General features: G+C 58.4%; 17 protein-coding genes, 1 tRNA gene and 4 pseudogenes. 6 read left to right on the top strand and 16 right to left on the bottom strand.

The window, feature by feature from the left end; translation table 11 throughout:
• Nucleotides 1-24: 24 nt before the first annotated feature.
• The 7 genes and pseudogenes from rbsD to EYC95_RS30480 form a co-directional block, all read right to left on the bottom strand.
• Nucleotides 25-429 carry a D-ribose pyranase gene (gene rbsD, locus EYC95_RS06180; protein ID WP_131059564.1) on the bottom strand — a complete coding sequence of 135 codons (405 nt, stop codon included), beginning with the start codon at nucleotides 427-429 and terminating at the stop codon, nucleotides 25-27.
• Entirely contained in the window at nucleotides 426-1343 is a 918-nt protein-coding gene (gene rbsK, locus EYC95_RS06175) for a ribokinase (protein ID WP_131059563.1), read from the bottom strand. Before rbsK ends, rbsD begins: the two co-directional genes overlap by 4 nt.
• 24 nt (nucleotides 1344-1367) lie before the next feature.
• Nucleotides 1368-2387, bottom strand: a complete 1020-nt coding sequence (locus tag EYC95_RS06170; RefSeq protein WP_131059562.1) for a LacI family DNA-binding transcriptional regulator — start codon at nucleotides 2385-2387, stop codon at nucleotides 1368-1370.
• Between the two features lie 3 nt (nucleotides 2388-2390).
• Entirely contained in the window at nucleotides 2391-3368 is a 978-nt protein-coding gene (locus tag EYC95_RS06165) for an ABC transporter permease (protein ID WP_010455954.1), read from the bottom strand.
• A complete protein-coding gene (locus EYC95_RS06160) occupies nucleotides 3365-4918 on the bottom strand; it encodes a sugar ABC transporter ATP-binding protein (protein ID WP_131059561.1) in 1554 nt (517 codons plus the stop codon). Before EYC95_RS06160 ends, EYC95_RS06165 begins: the two co-directional genes overlap by 4 nt.
• A 55-nt stretch (nucleotides 4919-4973) precedes the next feature.
• On the bottom strand, nucleotides 4974-5930 hold the full coding sequence (locus tag EYC95_RS06155) for a sugar ABC transporter substrate-binding protein (RefSeq protein ID WP_131059560.1): 957 nt from the start codon (nucleotides 5928-5930) through the stop codon (nucleotides 4974-4976).
• A 188-nt stretch (nucleotides 5931-6118) separates the two neighbouring features.
• Nucleotides 6119-6557 (bottom strand): annotated as a pseudogene (locus EYC95_RS30480) (hypothetical protein).
• Nucleotides 6558-6901: 344 nt separating this feature from the next.
• Here EYC95_RS30480 and EYC95_RS06145 point away from each other — a divergent pair.
• The 3 genes from EYC95_RS06145 to EYC95_RS06135 all read left to right on the top strand — a co-directional run bounded on the left by EYC95_RS06145 (nucleotide 6902) and on the right by EYC95_RS06135 (nucleotide 9144).
• Nucleotides 6902-7990 (top strand): asparaginase, encoded by a 1089-nt coding sequence (locus EYC95_RS06145; protein WP_131059559.1) that lies wholly within the window; start codon nucleotides 6902-6904, stop codon nucleotides 7988-7990.
• 169 nt (nucleotides 7991-8159) lie between these two features.
• On the top strand, nucleotides 8160-8450 hold the full coding sequence (locus EYC95_RS06140; RefSeq protein WP_131059558.1) for a DUF1654 domain-containing protein: 291 nt from the start codon (nucleotides 8160-8162) through the stop codon (nucleotides 8448-8450).
• Nucleotides 8451-8454: 4 nt separating this feature from the next.
• Nucleotides 8455-9144 (top strand): endonuclease, encoded by a 690-nt coding sequence (locus EYC95_RS06135; RefSeq protein WP_131059557.1) that lies wholly within the window; start codon nucleotides 8455-8457, stop codon nucleotides 9142-9144.
• A 57-nt stretch (nucleotides 9145-9201) separates the two neighbouring features.
• Here EYC95_RS06135 and EYC95_RS06130 read toward each other — a convergent pair whose 3' ends face one another.
• Together EYC95_RS06130 and EYC95_RS06125 are read right to left on the bottom strand one after the other, a co-directional pair.
• Nucleotides 9202-10113 (bottom strand): siderophore-interacting protein, encoded by a 912-nt coding sequence (locus tag EYC95_RS06130; RefSeq protein ID WP_131059556.1) that lies wholly within the window; start codon nucleotides 10111-10113, stop codon nucleotides 9202-9204.
• 101 nt (nucleotides 10114-10214) lie between these two features.
• Nucleotides 10215-10580 (bottom strand): SPOR domain-containing protein, encoded by a 366-nt coding sequence (locus EYC95_RS06125; protein ID WP_131059555.1) that lies wholly within the window; start codon nucleotides 10578-10580, stop codon nucleotides 10215-10217.
• Between the two features lie 250 nt (nucleotides 10581-10830).
• Between EYC95_RS06125 and csrA the strand changes: the two genes are divergently transcribed.
• Entirely contained in the window at nucleotides 10831-11025 is a 195-nt protein-coding gene (gene csrA / locus EYC95_RS06120; protein WP_007938114.1) for a carbon storage regulator CsrA, read from the top strand.
• Nucleotides 11026-11219: 194 nt separating this feature from the next.
• Here csrA and EYC95_RS06115 read toward each other — a convergent pair whose 3' ends face one another.
• Nucleotides 11220-11675: a DUF2214 family protein gene (locus EYC95_RS06115; RefSeq protein ID WP_131059554.1), complete on the bottom strand. Its 456-nt coding sequence runs from the start codon at nucleotides 11673-11675 to the stop codon at nucleotides 11220-11222.
• Nucleotides 11676-12208: 533 nt separating this feature from the next.
• Here EYC95_RS06115 and EYC95_RS30475 point away from each other — a divergent pair.
• Nucleotides 12209-12650 (top strand): annotated as a pseudogene (locus EYC95_RS30475) (hypothetical protein).
• 72 nt (nucleotides 12651-12722) lie between these two features.
• Here EYC95_RS30475 and EYC95_RS06105 read toward each other — a convergent pair.
• The 3 genes from EYC95_RS06105 to EYC95_RS06095 all read right to left on the bottom strand — a co-directional run bounded on the left by EYC95_RS06105 (nucleotide 12723) and on the right by EYC95_RS06095 (nucleotide 13937).
• Nucleotides 12723-12917: a hypothetical protein gene (locus EYC95_RS06105; RefSeq protein WP_131059553.1), complete on the bottom strand. Its 195-nt coding sequence runs from the start codon at nucleotides 12915-12917 to the stop codon at nucleotides 12723-12725.
• A 626-nt stretch (nucleotides 12918-13543) separates the two neighbouring features.
• Nucleotides 13544-13720, bottom strand: coding sequence for a hypothetical protein (locus tag EYC95_RS30110; protein WP_165557429.1), 177 nt, complete (start codon nucleotides 13718-13720; stop codon nucleotides 13544-13546).
• 140 nt (nucleotides 13721-13860) lie between these two features.
• Nucleotides 13861-13937 (bottom strand) — tRNA-Val (locus tag EYC95_RS06095).
• Nucleotides 13938-14120: 183 nt separating this feature from the next.
• On the opposite strand from EYC95_RS06095, the gene EYC95_RS06090 reads away from it, so the two are divergent.
• On the top strand, nucleotides 14121-15404 hold the full coding sequence (locus EYC95_RS06090) for an FAD-binding oxidoreductase (RefSeq protein WP_131059552.1): 1284 nt from the start codon (nucleotides 14121-14123) through the stop codon (nucleotides 15402-15404).
• A gap of 142 nt (nucleotides 15405-15546) precedes the next feature.
• Here EYC95_RS06090 and EYC95_RS06080 read toward each other — a convergent pair.
• The 3 genes and pseudogenes from EYC95_RS06080 to EYC95_RS06070 all read right to left on the bottom strand — a co-directional run bounded on the left by EYC95_RS06080 (nucleotide 15547) and on the right by EYC95_RS06070 (nucleotide 19773).
• Nucleotides 15547-16517 (bottom strand): annotated as a pseudogene (locus tag EYC95_RS06080) (XdhC family protein).
• Between the two features lies 1 nt (nucleotide 16518).
• Nucleotides 16519-17127 (bottom strand): annotated as a pseudogene (locus EYC95_RS06075) (cytochrome c); the annotation flags it as partial.
• A gap of 222 nt (nucleotides 17128-17349) precedes the next feature.
• A complete protein-coding gene (locus EYC95_RS06070; RefSeq protein ID WP_131059551.1) occupies nucleotides 17350-19773 on the bottom strand; it encodes a TonB-dependent receptor in 2424 nt (807 codons plus the stop codon).
• Nucleotides 19774-19833: the final 60 nt, after the last annotated feature.

Here is a 19833-nt window from a genome sequence, read left to right as displayed (position 1 = left end):
GGAAACAAATGTGTGTACAGCGCGTTAGAACGTCACCCCCGATACCAGCACGATGTTGCAGTACGGCGCACATTCGCCTGTACGAACAATCGCTCGCGCCTGTTGGCTGAGGACTTTGAACTGCTCATGACTGAGCAGCTCACGCTGGCCCAGTGCGCCTTTGGCATTCAGCTCATCCAGCGAGCTCATGGCGGGTGGTTGTTTGTCCAGAATTTCCTGCGCCAGCACATGGCGCTCAACCTGCATTTCGCTGAGAACGACCTTCAAAGTGCTGACGAAATCCGGAATACCCTGGGTCAGGGCCAGGTCGATCAGTTCGACGCCCGGCGGTACCGGCAGGCCGGCATCGCCGATCACGACCATATCGCCGTGGCCAAGGGACGCGATCAGCCGAGACAGCGCGACGTTGAGCAATGGTGTCTTTTTCATGGTGCTTTGAACGCCTGGACATCGGACAAGGTGGGAATCGAGGGTTGCGCGCCGGCACGGGTGACCGAAAGCGCCGCGGCGACCTGGCCGAAACGGATCGCTTCGGCTTCAGTCTTGCCGGACGCCAGCGCGGCGGCGAACCCACCGACGAAGGTGTCGCCTGCCGCCGTGGTATCGACAGCCTTCACCTTCGGCGCCGGGAAATGTTCGAAGCCGGCGCCGTTGGCGAACATCGATCCTTGAGCGCCAAGGGTGATGATGACCTTACCGGCGCCCAGAGCGATCAGGCGGGTCGCGGCGGTTTCGGCGGTTTCAAGGGAGTCCACCGGCAAGCCACTCAGGGCCGAGGCTTCGCTTTCATTGGGAATCAGATAATCGATGGACGTATACCAATCCGCCGGTAGTGGGCGACTGGCCGGGGCCGGGTTGAGGATCACGATTTTGCCCAGCTCGCGGCCGCGTTTGAGGGCATGACCCACCGTGGCATCCGGCACTTCCAGCTGACAAATGATCACGTCCGCCGTCTGCAATACCGAATCGAACTGGTCGATGACTTGTGGCGTCAGCGCACCATTGGCACCGGCGACGATCACGATTGCGTTCTGACTGTTGTCATCGACCACAATCAAGGCCACGCCGCTGGAGCCTTCTACCGTGCTGACTGCCTGGCAGTCGATCTGCTCGGCCAAAAGCGCCCCGCGCAGTTCTTCCCCATAAGCATCGCTGCCGACACAACCGACCATCGACACCTGTGCCCCAAGCCGCGCCGCGGCGACTGCCTGGTTCGCGCCCTTGCCGCCGGAAACCGTGGCAAACGACTTGCCGATCAGCGTCTCACCGCCACGGGGCAACCGTGGAGCCCGGGTCACCAGGTCCATGTTCAGGCTGCCTATCACCACTACTTTTGCTGGCATACATCACTACTCGTCAATTCGGTTTCAGCGGTATTCGTCGAACACACCGGCGAGCGGTGCAGTCGATTCTCGCAGGACAATACTGGGCGTCACGATCCGTTGATCGGTGGCCATATCGGGTGATGCGATGCGTCGTAACAGAACCTCGGCCGCCATCTCACCGAGCCGCAGGATCGACTGGCCCACGGTAGTCAGCGCCGGGTAGACATAACGGCTCATCTGGATATCGTCGAAGCCGATCACCGACAGTTCGGTCGGTACACGAACATTGCGCTCGGCAGCCGCTCGCAACACACCGATGCCGATCATGTCGTTGCCGGCGAAGATCGCGCTGGGCGGGTTCTTTTCCAACAGAATCGCGGCAGCGTTGTAACCGCCAGTGCTGGTGAAATCACTCTCCAGCATGCGCTCCGAATGCACTTCGACGCCCGCCTCCTGCAAGGCACGGCAATAACCGGCCAGACGCATCTGCGCCACGCTTGTACCCGCCGGGCCGCCAATGGTGGCGATGTCCCGATGGCCCAGTTCCAGCAGATGCCGGGTGGCCAGATAGGCGCCGTATTCGTGGTCGATACGCACCAGGTCGGCATTCACACCTTCCAGCCCGCGGTCGACGATGACCATCGGCGTGCGCACGCCAGCGAGACCTTCCGCCAGCCCCGCGTCACCGCCGGCCGAGGCCACGATCAACCCGTCGACGCGCTTTTCCAGCAGCACGCGCAGGTAACTGCGCTGTTTGTCCGGGTTGTCGTCGGAATTGCAGAGGATCACGCAATAGCCGTTACGCTCGCAGTAATCCTCGATGCCACGGGCCAGTTCGGCGAAGTACGGGTTGAGGCTGTTAGGCACCAGCAAACCGATGGTCGCCGTGGTCTTGGCTTTCAATGAGCGGGCCACGGCACTCGGCACGTAATCCAGAGTTTTGATCGCCGCCTCGACTTTGATCCGCACCTCTTCGCTGACCGGCCGGGTCTTGTTCACCACGTGGGAAACCGTGGTGTAGGAAATCCCCGCGAGTGCCGCTACATCCTTGATCGTTGCCATGACTCAGGTCCGCCGGCTTGCGCGCTGACTGCGATAAGTATCCAGCACCACCGCCACCACGATCACTGCGCCGGTGATGATGCGTTTGGTGGGCTCGGTCGCGCCGATCTGCGCCAGGCCTGCCGCCAGTACGGAAATGATCAGAACCCCGAAGAACGTGCTGATCACCGAACCACGGCCGCCCATCAGACTGGTGCCGCCGATTACCACGGCGGCGATCACTTGCAGCTCCAGTCCGGAGCCTGCATTCGGGTCCGCCGCTTCCAGACGGGAAATCTGGAACAGCGCAGCAATACCGGCCAGCAGCCCCATCAGACTGAATACCAGGATCTTGTAGGGTTTTGGATTGATCCCTGCCAGACGCACCGCTTCTTCGTTGGTGCCGATGCCGATCAGGTAGCGACCGAACACGGTACGGGTCAACACCGCCTGAGCGATGATGATGATCAGCAAGGCAATGATGAACGACGGCGAGATGCCAAAGGCAATCGGGTTAGACAGCCAGGCGAAGGCATCACCGATATAAGCAGTGCGCGAACCGGTCATCTGATACGCCACGCCACGGGCCATTTCCAGCACGCCGAGGGACACGATGAACGACGGAATGCGCCACGCCACGGTGATTGATCCGGTGATGGTTCCGGCCAAAGCCGCAATCGCCATCCCGAGCAGCGCGGCAGGCAGGACACTCCAGCCCCAGCCAAGAATCGCCACACTGACGGCCGACGCCGCAAGCGCCAATACCGAGCCGACCGACAGGTCGATGCCACCGATGATCAGCACGAACGTCATGCCGACAGCCAGCACCATCAAATCGGGAATCTGGTTGGCCAGGGTGCTGAACGTGTCGTAAGACAGGAAATGGCTGCTCAATACCGAGAACAGCGCAACCATCGCCAGCAAGGCACCGGCCAGGCCCAGATAGGTGCCCAGACCGTAGAAATTGCCACTACGTTTGCCGGCGGAAGATGCAGTTTTCATGAAAGGTCCCTAGGCGCTGCTTCGTTGAGCAACGCATCACGTTTTTGGTAGCCGGCAAACGCGGCGGCAAGCAAATCATCCTGGGTCCAGCTGTCGCGCTCGAAGGTGTCGATCAGGCGCCCCGCCGACAAAACGCCGATCCGGTCGCAGATCAGCATCAGCTCACGCAGGTCGCTGGACACCACCACCAGCGCCTTGCCCTGTCGGGTCAGCTCACCGAGCAGTGCATAAATGTCGAACTTGGCGCCCACATCGATGCCACGGGTCGGTTCATCGAACAGCATTACAGAGCAGTCGCGCTCGAGCCAACGGCCGATCACGACCTTCTGCTGGTTGCCCCCCGACAGCTCGGAGACCAACTGCGTCGGGCTCGAACTGCGGATGCGCATGGCGTCGATCTGACGTTGGGCCAGGGACATTTCGTCAGCGTTGTTGACGATGCCGCCACTGGAAATCACCGGCATGTTGCCCAGCGCGATGTTGGCGCTGATCGATTGGGTCAGCAGCAGGCCTTCGCCTTTGCGGTCCTCGGTGATCAGGGCGATGCCGTGACCGACCGCATCAGCCGGCGAGCGAATACTCACTATTTGAGCGGGTGAACCCAACGCGACGGTGCCGCTGTCCGCTGTGTCGGCACCGAAGATCAGACGCAGCAACTCGGTACGCCCTGCCCCGATCAATCCGGAAATCCCGTAGATCTCGCCGGCGCGTACTTCGAATGACACGTCGCGAACTTTATCCGAGCGGGTCAGCCCTTTGACCGTCAAGGCTGGTGCGCCAATGTTGCGCGGCCCCAGGTCCATGTGTTCGCCGAGTTCACGGCCAACCATCAGGGTGACCAATTGCTCGCTGTTGTAATTGGCCATCGGCTCGACGCAGACCAGGTTGCCGTCGCGCAACACCGCAATGCGCTGGGCCACTCGCGCGAGTTCTTCGAGGCGATGGGAGATATAGATGATCGACACGCCGCGAGCCTGCAAGCGGGTAATCTGTTCGAACAGCATCTCGACTTCACGAGCGGTCAGCATCGCGGTCGGTTCGTCGAGGATCAGCACATGGCAATCGCCGATCAGGTTGCGCGCGATCTCGACCATTTGTTGGTGACCGATGCCGAGTTCGCCGACCAGGGTGTCCGGGTCTATTGCGTCGAGCCCGACCTGGGCCATGGCCTCGATCGCGGCTTTGCGCAGTTGCTTGCGGCTGATCCAGCCGCCATTGCTGGGCAAGTTGTCGAGAAACAGGTTTTCCGCCACCGACAGGGTCGGCAACAGATTGAGTTCTTGCATGACCATGCGGATGCCCAGGTCTTCGGCCTGGGTGCGGCTGCCGGGGCGGTAATCCTGCCCCTGGAATTGCATCTGGCCGGTGGTCGGCGTTACCAGCCCACCAATGATTTTCGACAGCGTGCTTTTGCCGGCGCCATTCTCGCCGGTCAGCGCCAGCACCTCGCCGCGCATCAGCGTCAGGTCAATACCGGTCAGGACGGGTTGGGCGTAGGTCTTGCCGATGCCGCTGACCGAGAGGACAGCGTTCGGGGCGGAAACTGACATAAAACTCTCCATGTACTCGCCCGGACGGGCGAGCACCGTTGTGTCGCCAGAAGGATTACTTGGTGACGAGCTCTACCGGAGTTTCGATCACGCCGTTGGTGCCGCTGTCGACCTTCTCGCCCTTGATGATTTTCAGCGCAGTCTCGATACCGAACACGGCTTGCTTCGCGGCAAACTGGTCAGCGGTCGCCAGGACCCGGCCGTCGTTCAACATTGGTTTGATGGCGTTGATGTTGTCGTAACCGACCACTTGCACCTTGCCCGCCTTGCCTGCCGCACGCACGGCAGACACTGCACCGACGGCCATGCTGTCGTTACCGGCCAGCAGGGCTTTGACTTCTGGGTATTCGCTGAGAATCGAGGCGGCAACCTTGTTGCCCTTGTCGATCTCCCAGTCACCGGACTGCAACGAGACGACCTTGATCTGCGCCGCTTCCATCGCGTCTTTGAAGCCTGCGGTGCGGGCCTGGGCGTTGGTGGTGGTGGACACGCCTTCAATGATGCCGACTTCGTCACCGGCCTTCAGCTGCTTGGCCAGGTATTCGCCGACCAGACGCGCACCTTTGCGGTTATCCGGGCCTACGAACGGGACGGTGATGTTCTTGCTTTTGACCACGGCCGGGTCGAGTTGGTTATCGATGTTGATCACGGTGATGCCGGCATCGATGGCTTTCTTGATCACCGGAACCATGGCCTTGGAGTCCGCCGGCGCAATGACCAGCGCATTGACCTTGGCCAGAATCATTTGCTCGACGATGCGCGTCTGGCCAGCGGTATCCGTTTCGTCCTTGATGCCGTTGGAGATCAGTTCAAAATCGCCGGAATGGTCTTTCTGATACGCCTTGGCGCCGTCTTCCATGGTCAGGAAGAACTCGTTGGCCAGGGATTTCATGACCAGCGCGACTTTGGGTTTTTCAGGGGTCTCGGCGAATGCCGAAGAGACAGGCAGCGCGGCGGATGCGGCGGCCAGCATAGCGACAGCAAGAAGACGTCCAGCGAATGGCAGCTTCATGGGTTCACTCCGATCTTATGATTATTGTGAGCAACGCTTGCGCTGGCGTAGGCTTCATTGCGTCCGTCAATGGTTCGAGTTATCGCGAACAGCGCGCAAACGTTTGCGTAGACCGAACTATGCGAACCCTGCTGAGATTTGTCAACGACCTGTTTTGCGTCTCTGTTGGCAAATTCCAACCCTTCACATTACGCCGTCGTGCTGATCAGCGTGCCGGTGCTGGAGTCTTTGGCCAGTTCTTTCACCAGATTGCCGGAGACTTGCGCCAGCGCGCCATTGGTATCGGGGATCTGCCCCCTGGATCGACATGACGGCGGTGGCTTTGGCTTCCTCGGTTGGATAGGACGTTGCCTGAGCGGCCGCCAATTGCTGCTGTTGTTCGCGCATCTGCTATTGCAGTTCCTGCATGCGCTTGAGCAGTACTTGCACCGCGATACTTTGACTGCTTTTGCTCTCGGATTTGCTTTCGCCCTGAGCAGCACCACCGGTCCTGACCTGATTTTCTTCTTTTCCAGTCAGTTGCGTGGACGTCTCTTCCGTCGCTTCGCTCTAGGCATTGATCGTCGACGGAGTCTTGCCACCGATGGTGATTGCGCCTGCATTTGGAAAACCGACAGAAAAAGACATGTGAACTCCCGAAAAAAATCCTTGAAGGGGTATCGACCTGTGCGCGGGTTTCTTTAGCACTGATTTTCTTTCTGGCAAGGCGATGTGTTCACCAGAGGTCGTAGGCCTTTTCGGAGAGCCGAACACGAATCCTCAACTTATTCGGAAACCCGGACACGAGGCTGTTCAACACCGGTAATCCAATGGATAAATATTGATATAAATCATCATGTTAAAAGTTTTTCTCATTCAACGTATGGCTGGTACAGATCCTGCTCTTCACCTATAGCCCAAGCGTTCAGATCTGCCTGGGGCGTATCTAGATGAACTTGCATCAGCACCGTCTCACTACTAGAGAGAAAATAATGAAATCTGCCCTCAACACCTTTATTCCGGGCGCTTTGGCCCTCCTGCTGCTCCTGCCTACTGCCCTTCAGGCAAAAGAAGTCGAAACCCAACAGAAACTGGCCAACGTGGTGATCCTTGCCACCGGCGGCACCATTGCCGGCGCCGGCGCGAGCGCCGCTAACAGCGCGACCTACCAGGCGGCGAAAGTCGGTATCGAGCAACTGATCGCCGGGGTTCCGGAACTCAGCCAATTGGCCAATGTTCGCGGCGAACAGGTCATGCAGATCGCTTCGGAAAGCATCACCAACGACAACCTGCTGCAACTGGGTCGTCGCGTGGCCGAACTGGCAGACAGCAAAGACGTCGATGGCATCGTGATCACCCACGGCACCGACACCCTGGAAGAAACCGCCTACTTCCTGAACCTGGTGGAAAAAACCGACAAGCCAATCATCGTCGTCGGCTCTATGCGCCCGGGCACCGCGATGTCGGCTGACGGCATGCTCAACCTGTACAACGCCGTTGCCGTCGCCAGCAGCAAAGAAGCCCGCGGCAAAGGTGTGCTGGTGACCATGAATGATGAGATCCAGTCGGGTCGCGACGTCAGCAAAATGATCAACATCAAAACCGAGGCGTTTAAAAGTGCCTGGGGCCCGCTCGGCATGGTGGTTGAAGGCAAATCCTACTGGTTCCGTCTGCCGGCCAAGCGTCACACCATGGACTCGGAATTCGACATCAAAACTATCAAGAGCCTGCCTGACGTCGAAATCGCCTATTCCTACGGCAACGTCAGCGACACAGCCTACAAGGCACTGGCTCAGTCCGGCGCCAAAGCGATCATCCATGCCGGCACCGGCAACGGTTCGGTCTCTTCGCGTGTGGTTCCTGCCCTGCAAGCCCTGCGCAAGGACGGCGTGCAAATCATTCGTTCGTCCCACGTCAATGCCGGCGGTTTCGTCCTGCGTAACGCCGAACAGCCTGACGACAAGTACGACTGGGTCGTGGCGCATGACCTGAACCCGCAAAAAGCCCGCATCCTGGCCATGGTCGCGTTGACCAAGACCAACGACAGCAAAGAGCTGCAGCGGATGTTCTGGGAATACTGATTCACCCTCGCCCGACCGATTCCGGCCGGGCACTGCAATCACCACTCGCCAGCCTTGGCGAGTGGTTTACGCCCCTTCCGATATTCCGATAAAAATTTTCCCTTCTTCCTACACCAAACGGAAAAAACTGCTGTCAGAGGATTTTCTTGAATTTTAAGCAGTTGCGAAAATGCCTACAGTTAAATACTGTATGCACGTACAGCTTAATAAGGATAATTCCGTGGCCACCACCTCTGCCTCTCCTGACGCCTACGAACGCATGGGTATTCGCGTTCAGAAAATCATCAATTCGCCCACTGCTCAGAAAGCCAAAGCCGCACTTATCTTCCGTCTACCGGACGAACCTGTGGATGAGTGGGAGCAATTGCTCGAAGAAATCGATGAGAACGACAACGTCACGCTCGCCTATCGCGACGATGGCGGTGTGCAGATTTTCTGGGTTGTGCCGAAGGAAGATTGAGTCAATGAGTGTCCGCTGGTTTGCTTTGCTGTTTCTGTTCATCACCCTCGGCGCCCAGGCTGGCGCCCCACGCACCTTCAGCGAAGCCAAGAAAGTCGCCTGGAAGTTGTACGCGCCGCAATCCACCGAGTTCTATTGCGGCTGCAAATACACCGGCAATAAGGTCAACCTCGCAGCGTGTGGGTATGTGCCGCGCAAGAATGCCAAGCGCGCCGCCCGCATTGAGTGGGAGCACATCGTTCCGGCCTGGCAGATCGGCCATCAGCGCCAGTGCTGGCAAGAGGGCGGACGCAAGAACTGCACGCGGTACGATCCTATCTATCAAAAGGCCGAGGCTGATCTGCACAACCTGGTGCCGAGCATCGGTGAGGTGAACGGTGATCGCAGCAACTTCAGTTTTGGTTGGCTGCCAGTGCAATCGGGTCAATATGGCTCGTGCCTGACCCAAGTCGACTTCAAGGCGAAGAAGGTCATGCCCCGCCCTTCCATTCGCGGCATGATCGCCCGGACGTATTTCTACATGAGCAAACAGTATGGTTTGCGCCTGTCGAAACAGGATCGCCAACTGTACGACGCGTGGAACAAGACCTATCCGGTTGAAGCCTGGGAACGTCAGCGCAACCAGAGCGTGGCGTGCGTGATGGGTCGCGGCAACGAGTTTGTCGGGCCCGTGGACATGAAAGCCTGCGGCTGATCGACCGCTGAAAAACAAAAAGGCCTCGGAGGTAATACCCGAGGCCTTTGTTCGTTTCTATCCGCCGCTTTTGTTGAAGCGCCAGTAGCCCATCAGATTGAGTGACTCCCGAGCGATGCCGCGCTCCTTGATCAAATACTTGCGCAGGTTCATCACGGCCACCGTTTCTCCGGCGATCCAGCCGTAGAAACCGTCACCGGTCGAGTCGGACGTTTCCCAGAGAATCTCTTCGTCAACATCGACTTCCGCCAGTTCCACCGTTTCGTGAGCCAGCGAAGCAGTGACCGGCAGCTCCGTCTGACGGACCGCTTCAACCATCAGCGCGCCTGCTGCCTTATCGCTGGAATGATCCCGGACCAGCCACCGCACCGACAGACCCGGCCACTCAGGCACCGGCAATGCGTCTTCTGCACTGTCCACCTCGAAAAATGCCTGGGTGGTCGGCGGCTCGGCCAAGGCAGCCATCTCATCCAGAATGCCGAGAGCGGCGGGCAATGCAGTGGCATCGGCTACCAGCAACAGATGCTTGAGCGTATGAGGCGGCTTCCACTCGAAACCTCCCGTGTCTTGCGCTGAAAACTGGCGATCAGGTGCAACAATCTGGATAGGCTCGCCCGTCACCGCACGCATCGCCCAGCGGGAGGCCGGACCGGTTTCACCGTGCAAAACGAAATCGATGTCCACTTCGCCTTGCTCGGCCCGCAAGTGTCGAATGGTGTAAGTGCGCATCGCCGGACGCTGAGCCACCGGCATTGATCGGTAGCGCGCATACCAATTCTGGTCATGAGCCAGCCTGGCAGGCGTCCCATCCTCGGCCGGGAAGAACAGTTTTACCCGCTGATCCGGCGCCCAAGTGGCCATTTCGGTGACCATCGGACCGGCCAGGGTCACGCGCATCATATGAGGACTGAGGTTTGTTTTGTGCGCAAGAACCGCGTCGAAGATTTTGTAAGGGGTGGCGGAGGCCATGGAGAGCCCCTTCTGGGAATCGACAGTGACTACGTTTAGAGACGAGTCAATGTGGATCCCCTTTAAGGCGCTTCGACAGAAGGCTTGCGTGAAAAGGGCTGTTACTGGGCTACCGGACGCTCAAGCACCAGCAATTCGATGTTCTGTTTCTTGGCCCGGACAAGCGCTGCAGCTACCTGGGCCTGTTTGGCTTCGGCCTCGGCTTTCGAATTGAATGGCCCTACCAGAATCCGGGTCATGCCGTTTTCCTTGACGACGCTGGGCACAAAGCTGTGTTCGATCAGCCAGCCGCTCAGGTCGCTGACAGCCTGGGTCGTTTCGCCTCGCACTTCGAGATCCCATTGCGGCCCGATGGCTGCCGCCGGTGCGGAAACAACTGCCGGCTTAGGCTTTTGAGCGTCAACGCCCTTACCTTGATCGCACCCAACCAACGCCAGTACTGCGATTACCAAGACCATTTTGCGCACAACGTGTCCCTCTGAATGCTGAAAGCGGCGATTTTAACATTCATGAATACTTTCCGAGTGCCGCAAAATGGGCTCAAAACAACGAGAATGATGGTTGCGGCCTCTGTATAGTTACGCCTTGGGAATTAATGCAGCATCTGCGCGTCAGAAAGAGGCACCCAAACCGTGAGACTTCGCACTAATCTATACATACCACCGACCTCTGCACTGTTCGAATCAGGTGCCCTACAAAGCAATCAAGGAGAAGACCATGCTGATACTCACCCGCAAAGTCGGTGAAAGCATAAATATCGGTGACGACATTACGATCACCATTCTGGGCGTGAGCGGCCAGCAAGTCCGGATCGGCATCAACGCGCCGAAAGACGTCGCAGTCCATCGCGAAGAAATCTACCAACGCATTCAGGCTGGCCTGACCGCTCCAGACAAGCCACAAACTCCCTGAATCCTGTTGCAGTCAGTAGCCAGCCCGTTCAACCCCGGACAACGGCTGGCTAAAGATTCAAGCGCTGTATCGCCATCCGTTGATTCGTTCGCCCATTCCTGTTGAAAACGTGAAGCCGATATTAACGGCACGCCCCCTGCCCTGACTGTCAGACGTTTCGGATTAATCCCGAGGAAGAGTGTGATCAGACTCGGCTAACCAAACGTCACGCCGCGCGCCATGCCCGTGGCAGCCACAACCATCAGTAACACCAGCAACCCTTCGACATGACTGATCCGTGCAAACAGCTTCGCGCGCCCGGTATTGATCGCCTCGCCACGGCTCAGTGCGATCCGCCATTTGATCAGCGTGATAATTGGCGCTACTTCAAGCAGCAGGATCAGAACGAAGAGCGTCATCTTGAGATGGAACAATGGCTGGTGGAGGTAGTAATCAGTACCTTTTTCGTACCCACCAAAAGCACGCATCACACCGGTGACCAGGAGTATGACGGCAGAGATGCCCCACAGGTTATCGGCCATCAACACCCGGCGAGCCTCCCCCGCGCCGGCAGCCAGGCGGCTAAATGCCGTCCCCCGCGTCAGAACAGCCCAGAACCCCAAGGCAAAAGCCAGCAGGTGAATTGCCGCAAGCGACCAATGAACCAGCATCGATATACTCCCATCAGACTGAGTTTGAGTTTGGCCAGTCAGTAGTAGTCCAAAAAACCGGAGTTCGCCCAAGTGGCGTTTCGCGCTTTTCCCATAGAAGCAACACGGCATATGGCCGTTTTTTCAGAGTAAGGGAACATAGATGAAGCTGTCCTTTTGATGTTCGAGCGAACCAGGACAAATTTCAGGCAAAAAAAATCCCAAGCAGCTGATGGAAGCTTGGGACTTAAAAATGCATAAACCGTGGTGGTGAACGCGGAGCGATAATAGCCTAACAACCCACTTGTAACAATATATTTTCGATCACTGTCTGGTTAAAAAATATCGTAACCCATTAAATATCCACACTATTGTTATGGTTCCTAGACGAAATCTAGCTAAGCCAGGGCATCAAGCGCCAAACCAGCAAACGTGGAAACAGCGTCCGAAACATAACGCTACAGCCGTCAAGACTTCATCACACCAGTGCTGAAGGGTTCCTTGAGCACTCGCTTTTGACAGCAATTCCCTCCCTGTTACCTGAGTACACAGCCATGTGTAAATCGTGTGATTCAAACCCGATTAAAGCCGAAAATGATCGCCGCAAGTTCCTTCGATTAGCCGGACTCGGAGAAGGCGCTCAGTTATTGGCTGGCGCCCTGCCCAACCAGGTCCCCAAGGCTGCGGAGAAACCGCACCTAAACCGCAAAACTCAATCAATCCTGACCAGGCCCTGCAAAGGCTAATGGAGGGAAATGAACGGTATGTTTACGGCACCTCCAAGACAAATGACTTCAAGGCCGAACGATATCGAGACAGAGCTCAAGGAACACGGAAATCTTCCCACCGACGCCGTCGCGCAAGATGTCAAAGACTCGGTCAAGCGCCTAAAAAAATGATTCGCCACTGCTGACTGATGCCCTCAGTAAAGGCACGTTGAAGATAGTGGGCGGCATCTATCGCCTGGCGAGCGGCAAAGTAGACCTGATCGCTTGATTCATAACGCGTACATCGACCGTCATTGAGATGGCCGGATGTGAAGAGCCCAGCGCGATGGCTGGGCTCTGGTTATTTCCGGTTTTCCATCATCTTGTCGGCAAGAGCCTTGGCCCTTTCAACCAGCAGGTTCTGCCTGTCTTCGTGAGTAGCCCCTCCTACAACCGGTGCCGTTAGATTGCTTTCCGCAATCAACGCAGCGCAGAAGTATTGATCCCAAACAGCCCTGTCTTCAGATGCCTGTTTGTTCATTTGGTCGGCGATCATATGCGGCTCCTTTTGATGAGCTAGCACCGCCAGTTTACGCCTGAATTGCAGGTTTCCACGTCGCTGAAAACACCTTGCGGACCGCCGTAAGTTTTGCTGGCAGGAACAGGCGACAGAAGCCAAGGATCAATGAGAGAGCAGGCGCACACGATTGATCAATCTTACTTCTTGAACCAGTAATCCGCTCGCTTCCCCGGGTTAGCCACGATTTCATCGCATTTAGCCGAGTACTTATTTATTAGATTCGACCATTTCGCGGCGTCACCATTGACCTCTTCAAGCATTGATCTGATCGCTTTTTCCGTTTTGGCTCGAGTCACGTTCTCATCCGTGATTTCTTTTGAAAAGGCTAAAGCACTGACCGCTGCCTGCTTCTTCTGCTCAGCCAGTTATGGTTGCGCCCTAACAGCCCTTGCCGAGACCAAATAGAACCCGGCGCAGTCAGTATGCTCATCCGAAAAACTATTTATTGCTGGATCGGTCTCGAACGCAGATGCCGAGTCCAGTGGAAACAACAACACAAAAAGAATGTATCGACCCACAGCGGAGCGTCCTTTCAACGGCTTGAGATGTGTGGGCTTTGTATCACACCAATAAGAACACGGACCTCGGTGAAGCCGAGAAGCTCACGTATTGCTCTGCATCCAGCCGATCAACATAAAAGCGAGTCCTGGAATAAGTAGCCCGGGCGCCATGTAACTGAGCGTCGATTCGTTCAAAAGCCCAGTCAGACCAAAGCTGAATCCGCAGATTGTCAGCGGTATGCCGGTTAGAAACATTGCATTTCGAAACGCCTTATCCATAGCAACATCTCCTGAAGAATTCCGCTTACTAAACCATATCGCCTGCCGGTGAGCGGCGGGAATTGCTAAACACCAGACAACAAAAAAGGGCCCACCTTTCGGTGAGCCCTTCTAGACCGCCCAGCAGAGCGGATTTTGTTTGGTAGGCGCGATTGGACTCGAACCAACGACCCCCACCATGTCAAGGTGGTGCTCTAACCAACTGAGCTACGTGCCTGCTGTGAGGCGGCATTCTACGGAATTCCGGAGGGGTGTCAACACCTTTTTTCGAGCTAACCCTATGAATATGCAAAATATTTAATTTCGTGGTGGCAAAGAAGATTTTCCGGTGGCTGGCGGTCGATTTTTAACTCGGGTAGGATCGATGCACTCGTAAAATATATTAAACAGAGGCAGCCGGATGGCGAACACCCCCTACCCCGAATCCTATTACGCCGCGTCGGCCACTTCGGTTCCGCCGCGTCCGCCCCTGCAGGATGACGTGGAGACTGATGTCTGTGTGATCGGCGCTGGTTACACTGGGCTGTCCTCTGCCCTGTTTCTGCTGGAGAACGGCTTCAAGGTCACGGTGCTGGAAGCCGCCAAGGTGGGTTTCGGCGCGTCGGGTCGTAACGGCGGCCAGATCGTTAATAGTTATAGCCGTGACATTGATGTGATCGAGCGCAGCGTCGGCCCCAAGCAAGCTCAGTTGCTGGGGCAAATGGCGTTTGAGGGCGGGCAGATCATTCGTGAGCGGGTCGCCAAATATAATATCCAGTGCGACTTGAAGGACGGTGGCGTGTTTGCTGCTATTACCGCCAAGCAGATGGGGCATCTGGAATCGCAGAAACGTCTGTGGGAACGTTTTGGTCATACGCAGCTGGAGTTGCTGGATCAAAAGCGCATTCGTGAAGTGGTGGCCTGCGATCAATACGTCGGCGGCATGCTCGACATGAGCGGCGGGCACATTCATCCGCTGAACCTGGCGCTGGGTGAAGCGGCGGCGGTCGAGTCGCTGGGCGGCACGATTTATGAGCAGTCGCCGGCGGTACGCATCGAGCGCGGTGCCAATCCCGTGGTGCATACGCCACAGGGCAAGGTCAGGGCCAAGTTCATTATCGTTGCCGGCAATGCTTATCTCGGCAACCTGGTGCCTGAGCTGGCAGCCAAGTCGATGCCCTGCGGGACTCAGGTCATCACCACCGAACCTTTGGGCGACGAATTGGCCAAGCGCCTGCTGCCGCAGGATTACTGCGTCGAGGACTGCAATTACCTGCTCGATTACTACCGACTGACCGGCGACAAGCGCCTGGTCTTCGGTGGCGGCGTGGTCTATGGAGCGCGGGATCCGGCGAACATCGAAGCGATCATCCGGCCGAAGATGCTCAAGGCGTTCCCTGAGCTCAAGGACGTGAAGATTGACTACGCCTGGACCGGCAATTTCCTGCTGACTCTGTCGCGCCTTCCTCAGGTCGGACGCATCGGCGACAACATTTACTATTCCCAGGGTTGCAGCGGCCACGGTGTGACGTACACACACTTGGCAGGCAAGGTGCTGGCCGAAGCGTTGCGTGGCCAGGCTGAGCGTTTCGACGCGTTTGCCGATCTACCGCACTACCCGTTCCCCGGCGGACAATTGCTGCGTACGCCGTTTGCAGCGTTGGGTGCGTGGTATTACGGATTGCGAGACAAGTTCGGGTACTAACCGACACAGCAACGATTTTGTGGGAGCGAGCCTGCTTGCGATGAGGCCGTCACATTCAACATCAATGCTGCCTGTCAGTCCGCTATCGCGAGCAGGCTCGCTCCCTCAGGGGAAATGGTTCCTCCCACAGGGAAAATGGTGCTTAAAGCCGATCCCGCGCGATGCCGCTACGGATTCGCAGGATGTCGGCAAGAACGGCCAGGGCGATTTCTGCCGGGGTTTTACTCCCTAGGCTCAGCCCGATTGGTGCATGAATCCACGCCAACTCCGCGCCTCCCAGACCGCCAATCCTGCGTTACCGCTCGAAGCGCTTTTGCGAGGCCTGCATGGAGCCCATCAGCCGATGTAAATCGCCTCGGTGCGCACGGCTTCCATCATCGCCAGATCGTCGATGCGCGGGTCGTGAGCCAAGGCCACCACCGCGGTGTCGCTGTGGCAGCCGCCGTCAGCGATGAACACTGACGGCAATTGACGACGAATCTCGACGTTTTCTAGCACGACGCCTTCCAGCACTTCGTCCCGTGGATCACAAAGAATCACCTCGAAACCCAGGCCAACCGCCAACTCCGCACACGCCAGAGCGACGCTGGAATACCCCGCCAACAGCAAACGCTGAGCCGCGCCAATCCGCACACGCACCCGGTCAATCTCACGTTCGATGCGCACGCCCTGCTCGCGATCGACAAACAGACTGCGCGCACCGCTGGCCAGATCGACCTCGCGGATCAGCTGACGCTGGCCCAACAACGCCGACTCCAGTTCCCGCAGATGAGCCTGAACCTCGCACTCGGACTCAAGCTTCTCCACCAGCACATCGAGCACGCCGCCACAGGGCAAACTCACGCGCGAGCGCGGATCATCGCCTTCGCCATAACGAATGACGCTGACCGCATCAAAAAACGCCCCCTCAGCGACGCGCTCAAGAAAGTCTTCCTCGACGCAGCCGCCGGGCAGTGAGCCGATCCATTGTCCGTCAGTGTTCACCGCCAGCAACGAGCCTGGCGCACGCGGTGCCGAGCCATAAGTGGCGAGCACCGTGCACAGCCAGATGCGGCGGCCAGCCGTCGACCATTCAAGCGCCCGTCGCACGACTTGCAGATCGAGATGCTGCATGTCAGTGCGCCTTGTGCTCGAGCGGCGGGGCATCGGCTCGCAACGTCTGCACGTCCTTCACCGCGAGATCACCCGACCGACCACCCCACCCCTGACGCAGGTAGTCCACCAGATCGGGGAGTTGCTCGTGGCTGAGTTTTTCGGCGAGCCCCGGCATCGGCTGCATGTTTTCGAACCCGGCGAACTTCTGCTCGCCGATACCTTCGTCGATCACCCGCACCAGATTGCGCGGATCTTCCAGGCGCAGCGTAGTGTTGCCGCGCATAGCCACGGCGATGTGCGGTTTGCCTTCGCCACCGACCGCGTGGCAACCGGCGCAGACGTTCAGGTAGTCCTGACGACCGCGCTGGGCGCTGGTACTGAGTTTGTCCAACGGCACGTCCGTCTGCACCTTCGCCGCCGGCGGTTGATCGCCGAGCAGGAAGGTCGCCATCGCCGCCAGGTCCGGGTCATTGAGGCCTTGGGTGCTGTTGTGGAACACCGGGAACATCTCGTTGAACATCGTGCCCTGGGCGCTCATGCCGTGTTTGAGGAACGAGCTCAGGTCCTGATGATTCCAGCCGCGAGCGGCCAGGTCATTGGCCAGCAGACTCGGCGCCAGGTACCCATGCGATCTACTTGCAAGGCTGAACCGATAGACGCTTGCGTCCGCTTGTAGCAGCTGTCGAGCCCCAGCGAGGCTGCGTTCGACTGTGTAGCAGTCGTAGAACGACCACCACGGTCTTTCAGGAAGATCGGGGTGGCAGGTATTACGACTGCTTCGCAGTCGAACGCAGCCTCGCTGGGGCTCGACAGCTGCTACAGGCGTAGGCAGCCTCGCAGTGGAATCGACTCAGAAATCGACGGTCGCTGAAAGCAAGTAGGTGCGTGGCGTCGAAAGCGTCAAACCAGGCTCGCTGTCATCCGAGGCCCCGGCCGAGCTCCAGTAGCGCTTGTCCACCACGTTCTCGATATTGGCGCGCAAGGTGATGTTCTTTTCCTCGACCTTGAACGCGTAGCGTGCGCCCACGTCGAAACGCTCCCAGGAGTCGATTTCCTTGTTGTTGGATTGGTCCAGGTACTGCGAGCTGGAATAGATGCCTCGGCTGGTGAGGGTCAGGCCCTCTACGGTCGGCACGTCCCACTCGGCGCCCAGGTTGACGTTGTATTTCGGCGTGGCCGGCGCCCGGTTGCCGTCGAAGGCGCGTTTGGCGGTGTTGGTCAACTCGCTGTCGATGTACATGACACCGCCAAGCAGGCGGAAACCATCGAGCGGCTCACCGAACACACTCAGTTCCACTCCTGTGTTCTCACGCTTGCCGTTCGGGCCGAAGACGCGCGTCGTGGCGTTGGTTTCGTAGGCCGGCTGCTTGATCCGGAACACTGCGGCGGTCACGGCAAATGCGCCCGCGTCGTACTTGGCGCCGACCTCGACCTGGCGGCTGACGAACGGCGGGAAGATTTCGTCCTCGTTTACCGAAGTCGACGGCGCGATCTTGCCCTGGCTCAGGCCTTCCATGTAGTTGGCGTACAGCGACAGCTTATCGGTAGCCTTGAACAGGATGCCGCCCGACGGCGAAACCTTTTCCTCATCGTAGGCGGTGTCGCCTTTCACATTGCCCGACCAGTCATCAACCTTCACCCGCTGCCAGCGGGCGCCGAGGGTCAGCAGCAGCCGATCATCAAAAAAGCCCAGGGTGTCGGACAACGCCACGCCGCTGAAGCGGTTCTCGGTATAGACCTTCGCATCCTGTCGCGTGGGCCTGAGCGGCGTGGGGGTTTCCACCGGGTTGTAGAGGTTGCTGGGGGCCGCCGCGTAACGCGCGCCGCCATTTTCGAAGTCCATGTAGAAATAGCTGGCGGCCAGGTTGACCTCATGGCTCACCGGGCCGGTATGGAACCAGTTGCGCACCCCTGCCGTGGCCGTCCGGACATTTTCGTCGCGGGTGAAATCACGTGGCTGAACACTGAAATCACCCGCGTTGTTGGTGACCGCAACGGCATGCCGGAGAAAGTCATGGTTGCTTTTGCGCGCGCCCACACCGCCGTACAGCATGACGGAATCGTTGACATCGAATTCACCGTTCACCGTTCCGAACGTGTCGTTGGTGCTCGCCTTGCTCCACGGCTGCGCATAGTTGTGGCGCACATCGCTGGCACGCGGAACCTGCGCGTTGGCGTTGACCTGCACGCGTTCCTGCGGCGCGTCGGTGTCACGCTCGGTGCGCCCGATGTCCGTCGAAAGCCGCAAGCGTTCACCGCGAAAATCCAGGCCGAGCACGGCCATCTCGCGGTCGACATTCTGCTGATCCCATTCGGTGTCGCCGGACTGTTTGACGCCGTTGAAACGAATGCCGAACTTGTTGTCTTCACCAAAGCGCCGGCCGACATCCACGGCACCGCCAACCTGACTGTCGGACGCGTAGCTGCCGGTGAACGAAGTGATGGGCTTATCGGTTGCGCGCTTGGGCACCACGTTGATCCCGCCGCCCACGCTGCCCCTCGGCGAGATGCCGTTGATCAGCTGGCTCGGCCCCTTGAGGACGTCGACGCGGTCGGCCATTTCCATGTCGATCGTGTAGGTCGGCAGGACGCCGTAGAGACCGTTGTAGGCAACATCCCTGTTGAACAGACTGAGCCCGCGAATGGTGAACTGCTCGTAACGCCCACCCGCCGGGTTGGTGGCGCGAACCGAGGGATCGTTGGCGATCAGGTCGCCCAAGGTACGAGCCTGCTGGTTTTTGACCACCTCGCTGGTGTAGGTGGTCATGCTGAACGGCGTTTCCATAAAGTCTTTCGAGCCCAGCAGGCCTTGCGAACCACGGCGCGCCACCTGGCCGCCGGCATACGGATCGCCGTCCACCGGGTCGATGGCACCGAGAATCGAGGTGGCGCCCAGTTGCAGGCCGCTGCCTTCTGGCGCTGGGGTCAGAATGTACGCTTGTTCGCCCACCGGCTGCAGTTGCAGACCGGAACCCTGCAACAACCGGGCAAAGCCCTCCTCCACTGCAAATTCGCCGGACAGGCCGGGGCTGTTACGACCACTCACCAGCGCCGGGTCCACCGACAGGTTGACCCCGGCCAGCCCGGCGAAACGGGTCAGCGCTGCGCTGAGGCTGCCGGCGGGCACCTGATAACTGCGTCGAGGCGCGTCTTCGGCCCAACCGGCGGTGATGAACAACGGACAGGCACTGAGGCTCAGCAACAGACTCAAGTGCATTAACGGGCGCAGGCGGGATGAAGCCAAACGCGGACTGGACGGGAACACTGCGGGCATTGAGGAAGCTCTCTTATTTCGTTCACTTGCCTTGAATGACAAGCGAGGCGAAAAAAGGGG

This window comes from Pseudomonas sp. BGI-2, assembly GCF_004310295.1.
Taxonomy (GTDB): domain Bacteria; phylum Pseudomonadota; class Gammaproteobacteria; order Pseudomonadales; family Pseudomonadaceae; genus Aquipseudomonas.
Note: the sequence above shows the minus strand (reverse complement) of the source record. Positions and strands in the feature narration are given on the sequence as shown.